General features: G+C 48.1%; 18 protein-coding genes and 1 pseudogene. 10 read left to right on the top strand and 9 right to left on the bottom strand.

Going from position 1 to position 20,677, the window contains the following annotated elements:
- Window positions 1-24: 24 nt before the first annotated feature.
- Window positions 25-1,101, bottom strand: a complete 1,077-nt coding sequence (locus LPW40_RS08335; RefSeq protein ID WP_230821792.1) for a TAXI family TRAP transporter solute-binding subunit — start codon at window positions 1,099-1,101, stop codon at window positions 25-27.
- A 494-nt stretch (window positions 1,102-1,595) separates the two neighbouring features.
- Between LPW40_RS08335 and LPW40_RS08330 the strand changes: the two genes are divergently transcribed.
- On the top strand, window positions 1,596-2,294 hold the full coding sequence (locus LPW40_RS08330) for an aggregation-promoting factor C-terminal-like domain-containing protein (RefSeq protein ID WP_230821791.1): 699 nt from the start codon (window positions 1,596-1,598) through the stop codon (window positions 2,292-2,294).
- Between the two features lie 71 nt (window positions 2,295-2,365).
- Here LPW40_RS08330 and mqo read toward each other — a convergent pair whose 3' ends face one another.
- The 4 genes from mqo to LPW40_RS08310 form a co-directional block, all read right to left on the bottom strand.
- Window positions 2,366-3,850 carry a malate dehydrogenase (quinone) gene (mqo, locus tag LPW40_RS08325; protein ID WP_230821790.1) on the bottom strand — a complete coding sequence of 495 codons (1,485 nt, stop codon included), beginning with the start codon at window positions 3,848-3,850 and terminating at the stop codon, window positions 2,366-2,368.
- A gap of 18 nt (window positions 3,851-3,868) precedes the next feature.
- A complete protein-coding gene (locus LPW40_RS08320) occupies window positions 3,869-5,623 on the bottom strand; it encodes an L-lactate permease (RefSeq protein WP_230821789.1) in 1,755 nt (584 codons plus the stop codon).
- A gap of 151 nt (window positions 5,624-5,774) precedes the next feature.
- Window positions 5,775-6,464: a FadR/GntR family transcriptional regulator gene (locus tag LPW40_RS08315; protein WP_230821788.1), complete on the bottom strand. Its 690-nt coding sequence runs from the start codon at window positions 6,462-6,464 to the stop codon at window positions 5,775-5,777.
- Window positions 6,465-6,495: 31 nt separating this feature from the next.
- Window positions 6,496-7,035, bottom strand: coding sequence for a recombinase family protein (locus LPW40_RS08310; protein ID WP_230821787.1), 540 nt, complete (start codon window positions 7,033-7,035; stop codon window positions 6,496-6,498).
- A gap of 130 nt (window positions 7,036-7,165) precedes the next feature.
- Here LPW40_RS08310 and LPW40_RS08305 point away from each other — a divergent pair, with 130 nt between their 5' ends.
- From LPW40_RS08305 to LPW40_RS08295, 3 genes are all read left to right on the top strand, one after another.
- Window positions 7,166-8,617, top strand: coding sequence for a SulP family inorganic anion transporter (locus tag LPW40_RS08305; protein ID WP_230821786.1), 1,452 nt, complete (start codon window positions 7,166-7,168; stop codon window positions 8,615-8,617).
- Window positions 8,618-8,632: 15 nt separating this feature from the next.
- On the top strand, window positions 8,633-9,037 hold the full coding sequence (locus tag LPW40_RS08300; RefSeq protein ID WP_230821785.1) for a universal stress protein: 405 nt from the start codon (window positions 8,633-8,635) through the stop codon (window positions 9,035-9,037).
- A 169-nt stretch (window positions 9,038-9,206) separates the two neighbouring features.
- On the top strand, window positions 9,207-9,575 hold the full coding sequence (locus tag LPW40_RS08295) for a hypothetical protein (RefSeq protein ID WP_230821784.1): 369 nt from the start codon (window positions 9,207-9,209) through the stop codon (window positions 9,573-9,575).
- A 64-nt stretch (window positions 9,576-9,639) separates the two neighbouring features.
- On the opposite strand, the pseudogene LPW40_RS08290 reads toward LPW40_RS08295, so the two are convergent.
- Window positions 9,640-11,001 (bottom strand): annotated as a pseudogene (locus tag LPW40_RS08290) (MBL fold metallo-hydrolase).
- A gap of 41 nt (window positions 11,002-11,042) precedes the next feature.
- Entirely contained in the window at window positions 11,043-11,807 is a 765-nt protein-coding gene (locus LPW40_RS08285) for a pirin family protein (RefSeq protein WP_230821783.1), read from the bottom strand.
- A gap of 117 nt (window positions 11,808-11,924) precedes the next feature.
- Here LPW40_RS08285 and LPW40_RS08280 point away from each other — a divergent pair, with 117 nt between their 5' ends.
- From LPW40_RS08280 to LPW40_RS08260, 5 genes are all read left to right on the top strand, one after another.
- Window positions 11,925-12,926, top strand: a complete 1,002-nt coding sequence (locus tag LPW40_RS08280; protein ID WP_230821781.1) for a zinc-binding dehydrogenase — start codon at window positions 11,925-11,927, stop codon at window positions 12,924-12,926.
- 257 nt (window positions 12,927-13,183) lie between these two features.
- Window positions 13,184-14,089, top strand: a complete 906-nt coding sequence (locus LPW40_RS08275; protein ID WP_269063298.1) for a formylglycine-generating enzyme family protein — start codon at window positions 13,184-13,186, stop codon at window positions 14,087-14,089.
- A 42-nt stretch (window positions 14,090-14,131) separates the two neighbouring features.
- Entirely contained in the window at window positions 14,132-16,453 is a 2,322-nt protein-coding gene (locus tag LPW40_RS08270) for an arylsulfatase (RefSeq protein WP_230821778.1), read from the top strand.
- 144 nt (window positions 16,454-16,597) lie between these two features.
- Complete coding sequence (locus tag LPW40_RS08265) at window positions 16,598-17,062, top strand: SDR family oxidoreductase (protein ID WP_230821777.1); 465 nt, start codon at window positions 16,598-16,600, stop codon at window positions 17,060-17,062.
- A 206-nt stretch (window positions 17,063-17,268) separates the two neighbouring features.
- Window positions 17,269-17,595, top strand: a complete 327-nt coding sequence (locus LPW40_RS08260; RefSeq protein ID WP_230821775.1) for a four-helix bundle copper-binding protein — start codon at window positions 17,269-17,271, stop codon at window positions 17,593-17,595.
- A gap of 56 nt (window positions 17,596-17,651) precedes the next feature.
- Here LPW40_RS08260 and LPW40_RS08255 read toward each other — a convergent pair whose 3' ends face one another.
- Window positions 17,652-18,323, bottom strand: a complete 672-nt coding sequence (locus tag LPW40_RS08255) for a response regulator transcription factor (RefSeq protein WP_230821774.1) — start codon at window positions 18,321-18,323, stop codon at window positions 17,652-17,654.
- A gap of 425 nt (window positions 18,324-18,748) precedes the next feature.
- Here LPW40_RS08255 and LPW40_RS08245 point away from each other — a divergent pair, with 425 nt between their 5' ends.
- Window positions 18,749-19,255 (top strand): CueP family metal-binding protein, encoded by a 507-nt coding sequence (locus LPW40_RS08245; RefSeq protein WP_230821772.1) that lies wholly within the window; start codon window positions 18,749-18,751, stop codon window positions 19,253-19,255.
- Window positions 19,256-20,013: 758 nt separating this feature from the next.
- Here the strand turns inward: LPW40_RS08245 and LPW40_RS08240 are convergent.
- Complete coding sequence (locus LPW40_RS08240; protein WP_230821771.1) at window positions 20,014-20,634, bottom strand: NAD(P)-dependent oxidoreductase; 621 nt, start codon at window positions 20,632-20,634, stop codon at window positions 20,014-20,016.
- Window positions 20,635-20,677: the final 43 nt, after the last annotated feature.

Raw genomic sequence — 20,677 nt, 5'->3', positions numbered from 1 at the left:
ATATATCCGTAATGTTTATGAACCTTATTCTGACTCTACACCCTGCTCATCAAAGTATCTCTGTGCGCCCGGGTGGATATCGATGCCGATGCCATCCAGTGCAGTGTCCACTGTGATATCTGCAGCCCTGGCGTGCGCCATGGATTCCGCATTTTCATAAATCGCAGCGGTGATGTCATATACCACATCTTCGGACAGGCTGTCTGTAACGGCAATCATTGCACCGACTGCAACTGTAGTGACATCCTCTTCGATACCGTAAGTTCCAGCCTCAACCGTATCTTCCGTATAGAATGGATACTGCTCGATCAACTGATCGATCATATCCTGTTCGACCGGCAGAATTCTTACATCGACTGTGGCTGTCAATTCTTCAACGGCACCTGTCGGTGTACCACCTGTAATGATTGCAGCATCGATGTTCCCATCCTGGATACCACCGGTGGATTCACCGAAGTCGAGGTTTTGAGCATCGATGTCGTCCAGTGAAAGGCCGTGGATTTCGAGGATCTGCTCTGCATTATAGAATGTACCTGAACCCGGTGCACCAACTGAAACAGTCATGCCTTCAAGGTCTTCAACCGATTCTATGCCGGAGTCGGCCGTCGTGACGATCTGGACAGTTTCCGGATAAAGTGCACCCAATGCCAATACGTTATCGACCGGGTCGCCCTCAAATGCACCTTCGCCTTCAACAGCTTGAGCAATTGTATCTGTCTGTACCATGCCCAGTTCCGCTTCGCCGTTCTGCAGATCGATTATGTTGTCAGCAGAAGCGTTTGAAGATAATGCATCCGTCTGAATACCTGTTTCATCAGAAATATTCGACGCCATTTCGCCGCCTAACGGATAGTAAGTACCACTTGTACCACCGGTGAGCAATGTCAGGAAGTCAGGTGTTTCCCCTTCAGCTTCCCCTCCGTCATCCGTCGTTTCCTCTGCGCCGTCTTCCTCAGTTCCGCTCTCTTCAGTCGTCTCCTCTTCGGTGCCGGTATCTTCTTCGGCGCCTTCATCGCCGGTGTCCCCGCCGTTGCCGCAGGCAGCAAGCACGAGTACGAATACCAGGAAAGCAGACAACAACCAAAACTTGTTCAACTTCATAATTATATCCCCCTTTTTTGTTCTTAATTGAAATTTTATCCCTGTTTCAAAAAATTGTCAATACTCTGCAAATTTGTTGTCCTTATATTTTTAGCTTCTGATGACATGGACATGAAGACAACAGAGCATTTACAGCCAGATGCAAATAAAAATCCCGCGCTCTATTTTTGAATGCGCTTACATATGATTATACTGGATGCGCATATGAAGTTACAACATAATTTTTAAGGATTTTATTCAAAAGAAGGGACGGTGTACATTTAGAGACAGATCAACGTGCGGCGGCTTTTTAAAGTTCCACACTTTCCACATTACATCCGCATTACAGTACATGACGTCATTGTAACCTCGTTATCACCGGACTGTAACCTGCCGGGCCTCATTACATGTTACATTGGGTCATGTCCTGGAAATGCAGGACCGGAAGAAAACATCTATCTCAAAAGTTTGAACCATAAGCTTTGAGATAAATCATGTTTTGGAGGAATTTAATTATGAAAAAAACAATACTGACTACAACTTTAGCTCTTGGCCTGGGCATCGGCGGCTTTACGGCAGCGGATGATGCAGAAGCTTCAGAGCACAATATAAATAAACAGGAACTTGCTGAAATGGCGCAGTCTCATTCAAGCGAACTTGACGATGCACCGCTTCATGAAGGCGAGTACCACTACAATTTCAACTTGAACAATGTCGACTATGACTTCAAATCCGACGGTGTCAATTACACTTGGGCATACGGCAACGGCGCAGCACAACCTGAAGCTGCAGAACAGCCTGCACCTCAGGTGAATGAGACGCCTGTCCAGCAGGAACAGCCTGCACAGGAAACTGTTGAAGTGACGCAGGAAGCGCCACAGGTGGAAGAGGCACAGGAAGCACCGGCACAAACTGTACAGCAGCCTGCACAGGACAGCCAGTCTGCAGCACCGGCAGAGAGCGGCTCCACCAAGGCGCAGTTCCTTGAAGCGGGCGGCACTGAAGCAATGTGGGAAAACATCGTCATGCCTGAATCCAGCGGCAATCCGGATGCAGTCAACGAACTTGGCTACAGAGGCCTTGGACAGACGAAAGAATCATGGGGCACCGGCTCTGTTGCAGAACAGACATCCGGCATGATCAATTATGCTGAAGAACGCTACGGTTCTGTTGAAGCAGCAATGGAATTCCGCAACGCAAACAACTGGTGGTAAGATCCACATGAAATAAACCCGTATCGGCCGGACTTTTCCGGATGATACGGGTTTTCTTATGTCTTATAGATTCATTGATCGAGGTTCAGATCCCCGGCGGTCGATTTCCGGATTTGTTTCAATAAAGTGCTGTCCTCTATTAAAGAATGGCCGTAGGAGGGGATGATCTCCTGTATCCTTGGCGTCCATTTTCCAATATGGTCCGGGAAGCTCCTTTCAAAAACTTCAAGCGCCGTTGATACCGATACTGAGGCGCCCGGGGACTCACCGAGCAGTGCGATGACGGTGTTGTCTTCCGAATGGACGACTTCCGTGCCGAACTGGATGTAGCCGCGGCCATGCTCTTCCGTATCCTTGATGACCTGCACCCGTTTCCCGGCCACATGGAGATCCCAGTCTTCATCTTTTGCATCGGGCACGAATTTACGGAGCTCTTTCATACGGTCTTCCTTATCCATCATGACCTGCTGGATGGAATATTTGACCAGCGGCAGGTTTTTCGCCCCGGCGGACAACAGCGTCAATACGTTATTGGACTTGATTGATTTGAACAGGTCCGTATTCGAACCTGCCTTCAGGAACTTCGGTCCGATCGCTGCAAAAGGGCCGAACAACAGGCTCGTCTTATCCTCAAGATACCGTCTGTCCAGGTGGGGGACGGTCATCGGCGGCGTGCCCTTCGGTTCTTTTCCGTACACTTTCGCGTCATGCCGCTCGACGACATCAGGATTGTTGCATACCAGGAACGTCCCGCTGATCGGGAACCCGCCGAGCTGCCTGCTTTCCGGGATGCCCGTCTTCTGCAGAAGGGGGATTGCATGGCCGCCCGCACCGATGAAAATATGATCCGCCACATGGTACTCGATGCTGCCATCTTCAAGATTACGCACTTTCACTTCCCACTGTGAATTATCCCGCTGCCTGAAATCAACCACTTCTTGTCTGTAATGGACTTCGGCATTCTTATGCCCGCTTAAATCCTGAATCATCTTCCGGGTCAGTTCACCGAAGTTCACATCGGTGCCCCCGTCCATTCTGCTTGCAGCAACGCGTTCGCCCGGATCACGCCCTTCCATCATCAAAGGCATCCATTCAGCCAGCCGTGAGTGGTCCTCCGAATATTCCATGCCTGCAAACATAGACAGGGGGGAGAGTGCCTCATAACGCTTCTTCAGGAAATTCACATTATCCTCCCCGTATACGAAACTGATATGGGGAAGGGGACGGATGAACGACTCCGGATCATCGATGCGTCCGTTCCTCACCAGGTACGACCAGAATTGGAGTGACACCTCAAATTGCTCATTGATTTCCTTCGCCTTCTCGATATCCACAGAGCCGTCCGGCTGCTCGACCGTATAGTTCAGTTCACATAACGCCGCATGGCCGGTGCCGGCATTGTTCTGGCCGTGCGAGCTTTCCATGGCCGGTGCATCCAGCCGTTCAAAGAGCTTAATATTCCAGCCGGGCTCGATTTCCTTCAGGAATGAGCCGAATGTCGCACTCATGATGCCTGCACCGATCAATATGACTTTTTTCGAATCCGTATTATTCATAACCAGTCTTCCTTCCATTTAAAGCATTTCTTTATTTTCCCTTAAGCTTTTATAAGAATAAAGTATCCCGCTGATGATTGTTAGGAGGATCGCTGCAATGATGAGGGAACCGGCGTTGAAGCTGATGCCGTTGATCCACACATAGCCGATCGCCCCGGCGAAAATGATATAGAATGCCGTCGGTATCAGCAGCTTGGCGATGATGGAGCCCTCCTTGCCGATCAGACCGACCGCCGCACTCGCCGCCACCACGTTATGCACACAGATCATATTGCCTGCTGCGCCGCCGACCGCCTGAAGCGAGACGATGACGAGCGGGCTGACATTGATCTGGTCCGCCACGCCGAACTGGAACAGTCCGAACATCATGTTGCTGACCGTGTTGCTCCCTGCTGCAAATGCGCCGAGCGCGCCGATGGCAGGAGCGACCAGCGGCCAGCCGTCACCGAATAATGTTGCGGCTGCATGGGCGAGAACCAATGGCATTGATTCATAGCCGGCTTCGTTGATCCCTGAATTGATGAAGACCTGGACGAGCGGCACCGACACGATGAGGGCGGCCATGGCTGAAAGGATCGTCTTCCACGATACTTTGAATGCACTGCCCATCCCTTTGTAGTCCACTTTATGCAGGAATCCGGTTGCAACGGCGACCAGGATGAACACCACCCCCGGAATCATCAACGGTGATAAGCTGTGTGTAATCCCGGTCCCCAATATGTCATCAAACGTCACCTGCCACGCAGAAACGATTGCCCTCAGGCCGAGTGCTTCGATCCTTGTAACGACGAGGAGCAGTGCCACCAGGACGTAGGGCAGCCATGCTTTCATCATTGAAATGTTGCGGGACGCCGCCGCTTCACTTGTAATGTCACTCAACCAGGACTTGGGCCATTTGTCCTGCGATTGAAACTCGAACGTCTCCTTCGGCATCAGGAACCCTTTTCTGGCAAGCGGGATGACGATCAGCATGCCGACGAGCCCGCCTATCAATGAAGGGAATTCCGGTCCGAGGAAATTTGCCGTAAGCGAGTAGGGCACCACGAACGCGAGACCTGCAAAAATCGCAAACGGCCACACTGCCAGACCTTCCATGAAGCTCTTGTTCTTCCCAAAGAACCGCGTCAGCATGGCTGACATGAAGAGCGGAATGAACAGGCCGACCATCGCATGGAATATGGATACCTGGGCACCGACATCAAAGATGAAAGTGGACAGTTCAATCCCTCCGCTGCTCAGATGTTCATTCACCACCGGCTGGTTTTCAAGGCTCGTGTTGACGCCGACCAGTATCGGTGTGCCCACTGCACCGTAGGATACCGGAGTGGACTGCAGCATGAGCGCGATGATGACGGCTGCAAGCGCCGGGAAACCAAGTGCGATCAGAAGCGGCCCGACGATGGTCGCAGGTGCACCCCATCCTGCCGCACCTTCCAGAAACGTTCCGAACAGCCATGCAACGATGATCGCCTGGACCCGCCGGTCAGGTGAGATGCTCGTGAATGAAGACCGGATGGTGTCGACGGCACCGCTCACTTTCATCATATTGAGCAGCAGCACTGCACCGAATACTATGACGCCGACTTCAAGGGCAGTCATCACCCCTTTGAAAGAGGCCGCCGCGATTTCAATGACGCCCATCTGCCAGCCGAAGAAGGCGATCAGGATTGTAATGATGAAACTGTAAAGCATCCCTTTCTTAGCCGGCCATCTCAGGATGACCAGGAAGAAGAAGATCGATAGGATCGGCAAAAGACTTAAAAGCACCAGCATGAAAATTCCCCCTTTGTTCCACATGACATCTAGTCATCTGATGACTAGAGATATAACGACAGTATATGTAACCGCTTTCTGATTGTCAAGGGCTTTTGGAAGGTTTTACGAATCTTCAGTCAAATATAAGAAAGAAGAGGCCCCGGCCTCTTCAATAATGCTTCAATAATAATTCCTCCACCCCTTGGAGGTGGTCGTACATATGGCCGGCAGCCGCTTCATCACTGCCGGCTCTGATCGCTTCATAGATCAGCTTATGCTCATTATGAATTTTTTCAATGGATTTATGGCCTTCATAGAGCCAGATCCGCCGTGTTTCCTTCATCGTGCGGAGCATCGTTTCCGAGACATCTTCAAGCAGGCTGACCAGGAGGGGATTACCTGTTGCTTCCGCTATGCTGATATGGAATTCATAATCCGCCTGCTCGCCGAGTTCATTATTCTCAAGGGCCGTCGGCATTTTATCAAGGGCCGCTTTGATTTTCCCGAGTCCTGACTCATCCACTTTCCGGGCTGCAGTCCTCGCGCATCCCACTTCTATGATTTTTCTCAGTTCCAGCAGATTTTCTATATCCGCACGTGTGATGATTTCAAAATTCTGTTCAAAACCGAGCGGCATCTTCTGTTTGATGAACGAGCCCTGGCCATGCTTTACCTCGATGACATCCATCACCCGGAGACTGTTCAAGGCTTCCCTGACAGAAGCTGAAGATACTTGATGCGCCTTGGCCATGTCGGTGATGGAGGGCAGCCGGTCACCCGGTTCCAACTCACCTGATTTTATATCTTCCAGTATGATATCGACGATTTCCTCGTATATCTTCTTTCTCTTAATGCTCATCCGATCACTTCCGATAGTCTTGATATGGTGTTCAGCTTTCCAGGTGCCTGTATAGTGTCGCTCTGCTGATGTTCGTTTTCTCCTTGATTTCATCAAGCGTATACTGCTTCGACATGTACATTTCGACGGCTTTCTTTATATTGTCATCGCTCCGTCTCGGCCGTCCCATCTTTTTGCCGTCTTTGATTGCCTTGCTCACACCCAACTGTGTCCTGAACTTCACGGCATCGCTCTGGAAGTTGGAGATTTCGTTCAGGATTTTCTGGAAACTGTACTGAGTCCCGGCATCCACCAGAATATCGGGGTTGAGTATGCGTATCTTCACGGATTTATCCATACATGAGTCGATGATATCGACAAGCTGTTTCGTTGAATCCGCAAGGACGCAAAAATCGGTGACAAATAATTCATCGCCGTCCTCCAGTGTCTCCAGCAGCTCTTCAAGTGCCGTCCTCTTTTTATTGTCGGCATGTGCTTCAATGAACAGATGCCCGGTATATTCAAGGATTTTTTTCTTCTGACCTTCAACATCGTCATATAATTCAACAGGTCTTATGTATCCGTATTTCATCGGAAGGCCTCCAGTCTTTACAATATTATAACATGACTGCATCATGCTTTTCTCAAAAAGGGGTATACATATGAAACTTTTCTGCTATAATGACTTTAGTCAATTTATAGAGTAGGAAGTGTATTAAATTATGGTAGAAAAGTTTAAAAGGGAGTGGCTGACCGATCCGGGCACCAATATAATGGCCGGAATCGTCGTTGCACTCGCCCTGATTCCGGAAGCCATCGCCTTCTCGATCATTGCAGGGGTCGATCCAATGGTCGGACTGTATGCGTCATTCCTTATTGCAGTGATCATCTCGTTCGTCGGCGGACGCCCTGCGATGATTTCCGCAGCGACAGGGGCGATCGCACTCCTGGTCGTGCCGCTGGTCAGTGAATACGGCGTCGATTATCTGCTTGCCGCCACGATTCTGATGGGTGTCATACAGATTATACTCGGCATACTCAAAGTCGGGAAGCTGATGAAATTCATCCCGAACTCTGTCATGATCGGTTTCGTCAATGCACTGGCCATCATGATCTTCATGTCGCAGCTTGAACATATTTTCGGCATCTCGATAGATACATATATCTACCTGATCGCTACATTGTTGATTTTATATATATTGCCGCGTTTCTTCAAGAAGATTCCGGCACCGCTGATTGCGCTTGTGGTGCTGACCGGCATCTATATCGCCTTCGGTGCCAATGTGGGTACGGTCGGCGACCTCGGTACGATCGAACGGTCGCTTCCGAGCTTCTTCATCCCGGATGTGCCGTTCACCATGGAAACACTCATGATCATACTGCCTTTTTCATTGTCCATGGCGGTCGTGGGGCTTGTCGAGACTTTATTGACTGCACGCATCGTCGATAATGCGACAGACACATACAGCAGTAAAAACAGGGAATCCCGCGGACAGGGCATCGCGAACTTCGTCACAGGTTTCTTCGGCGGCATGGGGGGCTGTGCAATGATCGGCCAGTCGGTCATCAACGTGAGATCCGGTGCAACGACCAGGCTGTCGACATTCACAGCCGGTGTCGTATTGATGTTCATGATCATCGTCCTTGGGGAATGGGTCGTGCAGATCCCGATGCCGATCTTAGCAGGCATCATGGTCATGGTCTCCATCGGCACATTCGACTGGGGTTCTTTCCGGTTCATGGCAAAAGCCCCAAGGACGGACGCCTTCGTTATGGTGATCACGGTGCTCATCGTCCTCGTGACGGACAACCTTGCCATTGGAGTCGTCGCCGGTGTCATATTCAGTGCATTGTTCTTCGCGACGAAAATTTCAAAAGTGGATGTGCATCTTGAAGAGACGGCCGATGCAATCACACTCCGCTTCGTCGGCCAGATCTTTTTCGCTTCCATCGATACGACGATTGAACAAATCGAGTTCCAAAAGTATGATAAAGATATACATCTCGATTTTGGAGGCGCCCATCTATGGGATGATTCGGCAGTCGATGCAGTCGACACCATCGTCAGGAAGTTCGAAGAAAAAGGGAATACCGTTTATGTCAGCCAAATGAATAAAGACAGCCGGAAAATCGTCAAAGAACTCAGCCAGCTCAATGAACAGCACCTCACATAAAGGAGGAAGATGAAAATGTATCAGTCAATTTTACTTGCAGCAGACGGTTCGGACAACAGTTACAGGGCAGCACAGCAGACGCTGAACTTCATCGGGGAGGGCACCACGGTGACGATCCTCAATGTCATCGACGCGGAGGATTCAAAAGATGAAGTGCTTCACGGGGAAGGCAGCACCTTCAACAGGAAGGCGAAACTCTCCGATATCATCGCCCTTTATGATGAAAATGATGTCACGTACAAGATAAAGTTCGAGCATGGTACGCCGGCACAGACGGTCGTCGATTTCGCAAATGCAGGCAGTTATGGTGTCGTCGTCCTCGGCAGCAGGGGACTGAACACCCTTCAGGAAATGGTCATGGGGGGTGTCAGCCACAAAGTCGCCAAACGCGTAAACGCCCCTGTCATGATCGTCAAATAATCATTAAAGAAGCATCCATAGAATTGTATGGATGCTTCTTTAATGCACCGGTGTCCAGAGATGAAACGTCATATATCGTTCATAAAAGAATGGATATCCTCCCTGAAGTTTATCTCCGGATAAGATATCATTTAAAGTAAGGAACTTTTAGCATATAAGAGGTGTTTTGTTGTTAGCCATATTATTATTCATAATCACATCTGCCGGACTTTATCTGCTCGCAGCCGGGGTCAGGAAGTCAATCAATAAGGAAGAGCCATTTTTCCATTACTTATACAGTACCATCATCCTGGTGCTGGCGATCGCATTTTATATTTATATCGCTTACAGCGACTTTTTGTCATCCATCTCAAACATTGAAGATGTCACTTTTCAATTCATGGTCCTCTGGCTCATCAGCAGCCTGATTGCTGCAGTCTTTTTGATCAGGAATTCCGTTTCAAAAAGATCGATCCTTGTTCCCGGAGTGGTCACGGGGATCGCTTCTTCGATGTTTTTCATGGTCCTGACATTATATATATCCATGGTGTTATTCTAAACACATTAAAGAGGAACTTTAAAAAAGTTCCTCTTTTTCATTCGATGTGTAACGGTGATGCCCATCAGTTCATCGCTTTTTTAATGCCTGCGTAGCCTTTATCTATATTCACGACATTGTTATAACCGCGGGCTTTGAGTGCACTCATTGCGATGGCCGACCGTATGCCGGACTGGCAGTGGACATGGATCGTATCGTCTTTATCGAACGGCACTTCTTTTTCATCGAGATGGCCGAAATGGATATGATGGGCGTTCTCCACATTGCCTGCCTCATATTCGGACCTCGCCCGGACGTCAAGAATCTTCTTTTCCTCATGATTATGAATAAAGTCCTCAACTGACACGTTTTCATATGAATCATCGAAATATCTGTCTGCCTCGTCTTCAGGCACAATCAGCCTGAGGTTGTCGAAGCCGATGGATGCGAGGTCTTTCTGAAGCCTTTTACTGTCTTCAGGCTTGGCAATGACCGTCATCGGCTGATCATAATCCACGTACCATCCTGCAAACTGAAGGAATTTGTCATTGTATGGAATATTGATGGCGCCTTTTTTAAATCCTTTTTTGAATGCTTCCTTACTTCTCAAATCAAACAGCTGGCCGGGCAGTTCATCCGGTGTGCCCACTTCAACTTCCTTCACTTTGAATTCAGGCAGGCCTTCCTTGTTGACCTTCTTCATCTGCGCAAAGTAGCTGGGCGGTTCGGGCTGATCACTCGTCAATTCCTTGATGAATGCATCTTTATCCTCATATTCAAAGACCCAGTTGTTCCTGAATTCATATCCAAGGGTGGATAACGGGACGGCACCGAGTGACTTACCGCATGCGCTGCCTGCCCCGTGTCCCGGCCATACCTGCAGAAATTCAGGATGGTCTTTTATTTTCTGCAGGGAATCGAACATCGCATTGGCGCCTTCTTCAGTCGTGCCTTCCATTTTGGCGGCTTCCTCGAGCAGATCCGGCCGGCCGATGTCGCCGACGAAGAGGAAATCTCCTGTGAAGATGCCCATCGGCTCATCACTCCCGGCGCCGCGGTCGGTCAGCATGAAAGAGATGCTTTCAGGCGTATGACCGGGCGTATGGATGACTTTGAGTTCGACGTTACCGACATTGATGATATCCCCGTCTTTCAGGTAGACGGCATCTTCCGGCATGTTCTCTTACTGCCAGTCATCACCGCCTTCACCGGATACATAAGCCGTCGCGCCGAAGCGTTTTGCCGCATCACGGAGCCCCGATGCGAAGTCGGCATGGATATGCGTCTCGGTGACATGGGTGATATCGAAACCTTCCGCTTCCGCCGTTTCACTGTACTCGTCGAGGACGCGTTTCGGGTCGATGATGATTGCTTCCTTCGTCATCTGACACGCGACCATATAGGAATTCTGTGCGAGTTTCTTATCAAAGAATTGTTTAAAGAACATTTGAATGCACTCCTTGGATTTTTTGATTGGGCAGTGTGATCCTATTTCCCATATCTTTTCATATTATTCCTCTTATGGCCACTGAAATTGCCTTTCAATGTCATCGGTGCATCCAGGTCGACGAGGAACAGCACAAGCGTCGAGTCTTCCTTCAGTTTGATCGATGTCAATTCTTCACGGCTGCCGGTGACTGCATCACCTTTATTAAGCGCGTCTCCCGGGATCTCAACACTGCCGTCCATTACATAGAGCCATGGTGTCATGGCTTCTTCCCGGGGCAGGGCGGGTTCGTCACCCGCCTTCCCATGCACGTCGAACACTGCCACTTCATTCCTTATGCGCATTGGCGGATCCATGGAGGCAGGCCCCGCAATCAGATTCCATTCCGCATCATCCCTGATTTCACGCTCCCAGAACTGCACATCGGGCTCGAGGTCCTCCTTTTCCGGACGAATCAGTATCTGCAGCATTTCATTGCCCGCATCCGGTGTGGATTCCTCATGATAAAACTCACGGCCGGCGTTCATCACCATCAGCCGCTCCGGTGTCAGCACCACTTCATTATCCTCCGTGTCGCGATGGCGCATTTCACCTTTGTAAATGTAGCTCATTATTTCATCATTATGATGCAGGTGCATCTTTATGAGATAATCCTGCGACAGATGGACATGATCGATCCGGCTCAAAGGACCGAAGGCATAATCTTCACGGTCGAAATCCTGGAATATCAGGCCCGGCCGCTTCGTGTGCACCTGAAAGTCTTCATCCCCGTAGCGGAAGTACTGGTCATTTCTCAATATATGCATAATATCCTCCTTAAAATGATAGGCTTTAATTTGTTATTCCCTTTTCCCGGACAATCAAGCCCCGTAGGTCACCCGCCTGTATGTTTTAAAAAACAGATTAAGGGAATCATTAAAGTGTTGAATCTTATAAAATTCATCATCAGAAAGGAAGTGTTTGAAATTAAAGGTTGGCAATTCACTAAAACACACGAACCACTCGAAATGGTCGAAAAAGAGACTCCGAAAGCGGAGAAGGACCACGTCGTCATCAAGACAGGGGCGGTGGGCTTATGCCACTCTGACGTTGGTACGATGGAAGACGAAGGCTGGATGGCTTTAATGAATGCCCCGGTCATCATGGGACATGAGAACGCAGGCACCATCATCGAAGTCGGTGAAGGTGTGACGGACTTCAAGGAAGGCGACCGCGTGGCCATATGTCCGACCGGGCCGTCTGGTCTTGCACCGGGCTATGCCTACGACGGCGGATTCGGTACGCACATCCATGCGCCTGCATCCGACCTCGTTCCGGTGCCGGATGAATTATCCATCGAACAGGCTGCTTCAGCGACGGATGCCGGTATGACATCCTACCACGCACTGTTCACAAGAGGTAAAGCCGAAAAGGGCATGAAGATTGCATTGATCGGCATCGGCGGCCTCGGTCAGTTCGCACTGCAGGCAGCAGTCGCCCAGGGTATCGAAGACATCTATGCAGTCGATACTTCTGAGAGGGCCCAGGAACTGGCGAAAAAAATCGGTGCCAAAGAGGTTGTATCCGATATTTCGGAACTCGCCGATAAAGAGCTGGACCTTGTCGTCGACTATGCAGGATTTGACGTCACGACTTCCAAAGCCCTCGAGACAGTGAGACCAGGAGGCACGGTCGTGCTGGTCGGCATGGGTAAACTGCAGACGACGATCAACGTGACGGATTTCATCGTCAATAAAAAACAGCTGCTGGCTTCAGTCGGCGGCAACAAGGAAGACATCGCAGCAATCTATGACTTGATGGCTTCAGGAGATTTGTCACCGACACTGTCGGAGATCACCCCTGACGAAATCCCGGAAGGGATCGAGAGACTCGCCCGCGGCGAAGTCCAGGGCAGGCTGGTCGCCATTTATGATGATGAAAAGTAAATATAGAGAGAAAAGCTTCCTTCGGGAAGCTTTTTTAATTTGTACTCTTTTTACATATTAGAATTAAAAGTACTAATATTATTAATGTTTTAGTACTAAACATACGTAGATATGCCAACTGATGATGAGTATGCTTTTATTTGAATTATCTGAATTGATAGCGTTTTCAATAAGTTATTCGAAAGGAAGTGGAAGCGATAGAGCGATCAGCATGCTGCAGCGTGAACAGAAAAGATATTTCGGGTGTGAGAGGTACAATGACCCAGACACCCGTGGAGGAAATAAAGCCCGCTTCACCAAGAACAAAAAGTAATGATCAGATTTACATCCCCGGCGGGCGCTTCTTCATGGGCACCAACGGCAAGGAGGGCTATCCGCAGGACGGGGAAGGGCCTTCGAAGAAAATTGAAGTCAGCCCGTTTTATATGGATGTACATACCGTCACCAACCGGGAGTTTCAGGCGTTTGTGGAGGAGACGGGTTATGTGACGGAGGCGGAGGCATTCGGATGGTCCTTCGTCTTTTATCAGTTCGTCAGTGAACGGACGAAGAGGAAGATCAAAAGGATGATTCAGCAGACGCCGTGGTGGCTCGTCGTTCAGGGGGCATACTGGAAACATCCGGAAGGCCCGGATTCCAATATCGAAAACAGGATGGACCACCCGGTCGTGCACGTATCCTGGAATGATGCCAATGCCTACACAAAATGGGCCGGGAAAAGGCTGCCGACGGAGGCTGAATGGGAATTCGCCGCGCGCGGCGGTCTCGAGCGCAAAAAATTTCCGTGGGGCGATGAACTCACGCCTGAAGGCGAACATTTATGCAATATATGGCAGGGGGAATTCCCGAAAAACAATACGGCTGAAGACGGCTATAAGGGGACTGCGCCTGCCGTCTCGTTCCCTCCCAACGGCTACGGCCTGTACAACATCACAGGCAACGTCTGGGAGTGGTGCTCGGACCGGTTTTCCAAAAGCGTGCATAAAAGGGGAGGAAGAAAGGACCCCAAGGGTCCGAAATCCGGTGAATTCCGTGTGATGAAAGGGGGATCATACCTTTGCCACGAGTCCTACTGCAACCGCTACAGGGTGGCCGCAAGATCACAGAACACACCGGACAGCGCTTCGGGGAACATAGGATTCCGTTGTGTGTCGGATGTTTAGGAAGACTTTCAGAGCTCAATCATAAAACAGGGGGAAATACATTTGAACGTTAAAAGAGAAGACAAGCCTTGGAAAAAGTATGTCGGTAAGTTCGCAAAACTCAGCACACTCGCACTTTCAGCCGCTCTGCTGCTCGGAGGGGAAACGGCAGGGGCTGCCGGAGGCGGCGGTGCCGGCCATCAGGGTACGGAAGGCACGGAAGACAAGACGAACGTCATGTACATCATCCTTGATGATGCCGGGTTTTCCGACCTTGGGAGTTTCGGCTCCGAGATTGATACAGAGAACATTGATGCGATTGCCGAGAACGGATTGAAATACAACAACTTCCATACATCGCCGGTATGTTCACCCACCCGCGCTTCGTTATTGACCGGCAGGAACAACCATGCTGTCGGGATGGGGAATGTGGCAAACTTCGACTTCGGTGAAGGTCAGCCGAACAGCCGGGCCAAAATACCTGAAGAAGCGGGGTTCGTCACTGAAGTGCTCGGTGAGAACGGCTACACCAACTTCGGCCTCGGCAAGTGGCACATCACACCGACCGTTGAACTTTCACCGGCCGGCCCGTATGACAGATGGCCGCTCGGCAGGGGCTTCCACAGGTACTACGGCAACCTCGAAGATTCTTCAGACCAGTACCGTCCGGAACTGTTCAGGGACAACAGCCCTGCTCCGGTGCCCGATGTAGAAGACTATCATTACTCAGAAGACATCGTCGAAAACGGCATCCAGTACATAACCGACCATGCCTCACTGCGTCCCGATGATCCATTCTTCATGTACCTCGGTTTCGGCGCGCAGCATATGCCGCATCAGGTGCCGGAAGAGTATATCGAGATGTACGAAGGTGAGTACGATAAAGGCTGGGATGTCATCAGGGAAGAAAGGTTTGAAAGGCAGAAAGAGCTGGGTGTGATCCCTGAAGACGCAGAACTGGCGCCCCGCGCAGACGGCATCGCTGCATGGGATGAACTGAATGAGGAACAACAGGAATTATACGCAAGATTCATGGAGACTTACGCAGGGTTCCTGACCCACACCGATGAGCAGATCGGGAAGCTGATGAATCACCTGGAGGATATGGGTGAACTGGACAACACACTCATCATGCTGATCTCCGATAACGGCGCCAGCTTCTCAGGCGGGGAACAGGGCACGATGAACCAGGCCATGGCCTACAACAAAGTGCTCCAGGATTTCGACCATATGTATGAAAATATGGATGAAATCGGCGGCGAGCGGGGCGGCAGTGATTATCCGGCCGGCTGGGCACAGGTCAGCAACACGCCATTCGAGGAATTTAAAGGCACCACCCACGCCGGAGGCATACGACTGCCTTTGATCGTCCACTGGCCTGAAGGCATCGAATCAAAGGGCGAGGTCAGGGACCAGTTCACACATGTCAGCGACCTGACGGCGACGGTTTATGATGTCCTCGGCATTGAACCGCCTGCATATATGAACGATACTGAACAGATGGAGATCACGGGCGTCAGCTTCAGTGCAAGTTTCGATGATCCTGAGGCATTCACAGGAAAAGACACCCAGTACTTTGAACACAGCGGCCATAGGACGATCTACCATGACGGCTGGAAAGCGGTATCCGTCCATGAGCCGGGAACGGACTTTTCAGAAGATGAGTGGAAGCTCTTTGACCAGACCAGTGATTTCTCAGAGCTCAATGACATTTCGGATGAGTATCCGGAAGTGTTGAATAATCTGATTGATATATGGCATGTCGAGGCAGAGAAGAACGGCGCCCTGCCGCTCTCCGAAAATTTCCTGGACGGACTCGGGAATTTACCGGCAGATAACTTAAGAGCGAGGGAGTCCTTCACGCTTTATCCAGGCATGTCACATTTGAGCGAATCCGCCTCACCTCTCACCCTGGACCGTAATTATGAAATCACGATTCCGATTGAATTGGATGAAGGCGATGAAGGTGTGCTGCTTGCGCTCGGAAACAGGAACAGCGGCTACACGTTCTATGTCCAAGACGGCGAGCTGCATTATGAATACAACAACGGTGCAGAACGTTACACCATTTCATCCGGCATCGAGGCAGGGGCAAATGAAATCAGGTACAACTTTGAAAACACCGGCGACAATCAGGGTACAGGCACGTTATATATAAATGACGAACCTGTCGGTGAAGCTGATGTCGAGACGCTGCCGTTCAAGATTGCATTTGAAGGGCTGGATGTCGGCAGAGATCTCCTGTATCCGGTCAGTCCGGCCTATGAAGATGAAGGGGACTTCGAGTTCACAGGCGAAATTGAGCATGTGCATTATCAATTCGAAGAACTTGAATACATCATCTCAGAAGAAGTGACTACAGAAGGCATCCCGATACAGGAATAAACAGCCCCACCGGCAAAGCATCCCCCATCCTCGAGTCATGTTCACTCGAGGGTGGGGGTTTTTATTTTTAAACCATAGAGGGTTACGGCAGGGCTGGAGGGGGAAGTAGAAAGTGTAAATATACAAGCGGAAAGAAGGGGTCGGATGAAGGTGTTTCTGTTTGGCGGCAGTGAGGCGTTGGGTGAATACGTTTTAAAGCAGCTGGCTGAAAAAGGGCATGAAGCTGTGACCGTTGCGGAGAATACAAACAGGGCGGAAGAGCTGAAGATGTTCGGCGCAGCGCACGTGATGCTTGCGGATGATGGGGACTTCACAAAAGCGATTATGGATGTCCAGGCCATCATTTATATCGGGGCGGCGACTTTCGGTGCGGGCGGGGAGCAGGATGCGCTGGTGGACCATGGTGCCGTGATCGAGTCGCTTGAAGCGGCACAGCAGCAAAATATCGGGCGCATCGTCTATTTGAGCCCGGTCCGGCTGGATGAGTCTGAAGCATCAAAAGAGACGGGCGCCAAGGAGAAACCTGAGGAATGGATTGAGAACAGCCGGTTTGACTATACCGTCATACGGACCGTGAAGACCGTGAGTAAGCCTGGGTGTCATTTTTGACGGTAAATTGCATATATTTTAAGTGTTATTTTGCATAACCAACTTTAAAAATCCAGCTGTCTTTATGAAAAATTAGCAGGATTTCTTAACTATAGTGCAAATTATCGCCTAAATCAGTGCAAAATAACATCGAAAATGACAACGTGCGAAATGAACGGGAAATGACAATAATGTAAGCGTTTTAAAAATCATAGGAGGGATTTTAAATGGCTCATGAACAACATCAACAGTTGATTCAAACGTTACATGAATGTATGCAAGCGTGTAACCATTGTTACGATGCCTGTTTAAAGGAAGAAGACGTAAAAATGATGGCAGAGTGCATCCGCCTGGACCGTGAATGTGCGGATATATGCGCATTTTTAGAACAAGCGTTAACAAGAAATTCACCATTTGCTTCTGATCTGGCGGCAGTATGCGCTAAAATATGTGAGGCATGTGGAAATGAATGTAAAAAACATGACCATGATCATTGTCAAAAATGTGCAGAAGCTTGCTTCAAATGTGCAGAGGCTTGTAAAGAAATCGCCTAATCAAAAGTATCCATCAATAAGAAGCATACTGAAAACTGATCAGTATGCTTCTTATTCTATTTCTTCATCCATTTATAACCAAATCCCCATACTGTCTGGAGATATTCGTCAATGGGAAAACCGGTTACTCTTATTTTTTCACGAATATTTCTGATATGTGAATCTACTGTTCGGCCCTCAGTCTCAGATTCCATCCCCCATATCAAATCAATTAATTGATTTCTAGTAAATACTCTTCCCGAATTTTTCATAAACAATCCAATGAGAGCAAATTCTTTTGGTGTCAACTTGATATACTGACTCTTAAAGGACAATTCAAATTGATTCTTATTCCATACCAATCCGTCCATTTCAATCTGATTGCCAGACTGTGTTCTCCGTAACAGTGCCTCAATTCGTGCGATCAATTCTGTTTCATCAAAAGGTTTTGTGACATAGTCATCTGCACCCAATTTGAGGCCTTTGACGATATCCGCCTTCTGCTCCCGTGCAGTCACCATGATGATGGGCACATCCGAATGCTGGCGGATTTCTTTGCATACGGCCCACCCATTCATGTCAGGCATCATGATGTCGAGCAGTACGATGTCGAATCTTTCTTCTTCGATGTATTCAAGTCCTTTCTTCGCCCCCAGGGCGCTTCTGCATTCGTAATGGTAAGGTTGCAAATATAAAGTCAACAATTCCAGCATTCTGTTTTCATCATCAATCAATAATACCTTTTTCATACGTCTTCTCCTTTGGCAAAGATATGTTGAATACTGTTCCTTCACCGGGTTCACTTTCGACTTCCATCCTGCCGTTGTGCAGTTCCATTCTTCATTTTGAGTTTCTTTGTATCCCGAACACGCTGGATGTTGAAATACTCAAACAGAATTATGCAGGTTGGTGGCGTGATCATGATTCTGATGGGTGTACTGTTGTATTTCGATGGCTTAACACAGATCATCATTTGGTTGCAGCCCTTCTTCGGGGATTTCCAAGGATTCTAGCTATAAATACAAAAACCGGAAAACCCGTTTAAAATATTTAAGAAAAGAAAGTAAATGTCATAGTCTGTCTTTTCTTAAATCAATATTTCATATATTCGTTATATTCTCTTATAAAGCAAGTGACACGAATTGATACAATAAAATATAAGGAGGTTTTTTTAATGAAGAAATACTTAATGCCAATTTTTTTAGGATTAACGTTAATTATAGCTGGGTGCGGAAATGAATCAACTTCTAATGAAATAGACATCAAAGAGCTTGTTTCAGAATTAAGTGCCAGTAATACAGTAGAGTCGGCTTCTATTAACGATAAGACCCTTGTTGTACAGGATGATAGCAATGAAGATACTTACACTCTTCCTGAAGATGAGTTTTTCGTTTCGGTGGCTCCTTATCTTACATACACTCATCCGTGCGAATTTCATAGCTTGACAGGCTGTCAAGGTGAACTGGCAAACGAAAAGATGAATGTAAAGATCACAGACGATGAAGGCGAGATTTATGTTGACGAGACATTGACCACCCTTGAAAATGGATTTTTGGATTTCTGGTTACCAAGAGATAAAAATTATACGATGGAAATCAGTTACCATGATAAAGCTGTGAGCCATGACTTCTCTACTTTTGAAGGAGACAGCACCTGCTTAACAGATTTGCAACTTAAATAAATTCAATAAAGTAGTAGACCAACCATTATTCCAGTTGGTCTACTACTTTTTATTTCACACTATCTGAATCATTCCAGAGAATGAGTAATTATACTTATTTATAAAAGTGAAATCACATTAACTATCACTTTCACAGCCACTATGGCCAGTACAGACTTCAATGCTTAAATCTGTATTAGAGCTCACGTGTGTAACCGTCGAGTAGAACTCAACTTTTGAGTCTAGTTTAGCAGTTGCATAAGTACAACTATGAACATCAATATAGAAGAGCAATATTCCACTTTGTTTTAAGAGAATAGAATAGTTTTGATAAACACTACTAATGCCATCTAGTTAGCTAAAAAATAGGGTTTACATTGTTGAGTAATTAAGTAATATTCAACTAAAAACTACATCGTCAACTGATATATTGAGCTTAAAAAAGTGCTCTCTTTATTATCTGATCATTTGACCAACATATTTAACACTCTCAATTTTAATTTGAGGTGATATTGTGTGTATTTATCCTGAATCTTCAAAAGGAGTTTCGTTCTATTTGTTTTAAACTAAATATAGGTAGTTAAATGAAATTCAACATAATAATATTTTCTCCTCGTATACATACAATTTTGAATACTCCTCAAAGACGATAAAATAGCGTTCTTCAACTGGTTATGCTAGTTACATTCTTAAAGGCAAAATAGCGCTTAAAACAGGTGCAAAATAGCGTCTAAATTGACAAGGAGGGACTTTCAAAAGTCCCTATTTTTTGTGGAGTCTCAATAAGCAATACCTACACGTGATTTAATAAATCTGTCGTCTTCGATCTGACTGTATGCAAATTCTGCCGTGTCAGGGACGGAGATCATTTTCCCTTCTTCGGGCAGGAAATCCCGCTCCACACGATATTCACCCGTATACTCACCATCCGGCAGGTAGGTCGGGCAGACGATCGTCCAATCCAAATTCGACCTTTCAAGCAGCTCATAGACTTTATGATGTTCCTTTGCCGCCCGCGTCGTCCTTCTTCTTGATTCATTGGATTGGTAGCGTAATTTCCCGGGCTCGGTCCTGCTGTCCAGAATGCCCGCAGTTCCGATGGTGATGATCCGTCTTATCCCCGCTTCTTCCATTGCTTTGATAACAAAGGGCATGCTCTCTGAGAGTGTCGTCGTCCCGTCTGTACCCAGCGCACTGATTACAACATCCATGCCCGCTGCCGCATTCTCTATGTCTGATTTACTCAGTGCATTGCCCTCCATCACCGTTAAATTGCTGTTTTCCACCTGGATTTTTTCTGCATCCCGCACGAGGGCCGTCACATGGTGGCCATCACCAAGTGCAGACTTCAATATATGGCTGCCGGTCCGTCCGGTTGCGCCTAAAGTTAAAATTTTCATTATTAAACAGCCGCCTTTTTTATCATTTGTAATGATTTAAATA

Source organism: Salinicoccus halitifaciens (genome assembly GCF_021026095.1).
Taxonomy (GTDB): Bacteria; Bacillota; Bacilli; order Staphylococcales; family Salinicoccaceae; genus Lacicoccus; species Lacicoccus halitifaciens.
The sequence above is the reverse complement of the archived record's forward strand: the minus strand, read 5'-3'. Positions and strand labels throughout refer to the sequence as shown.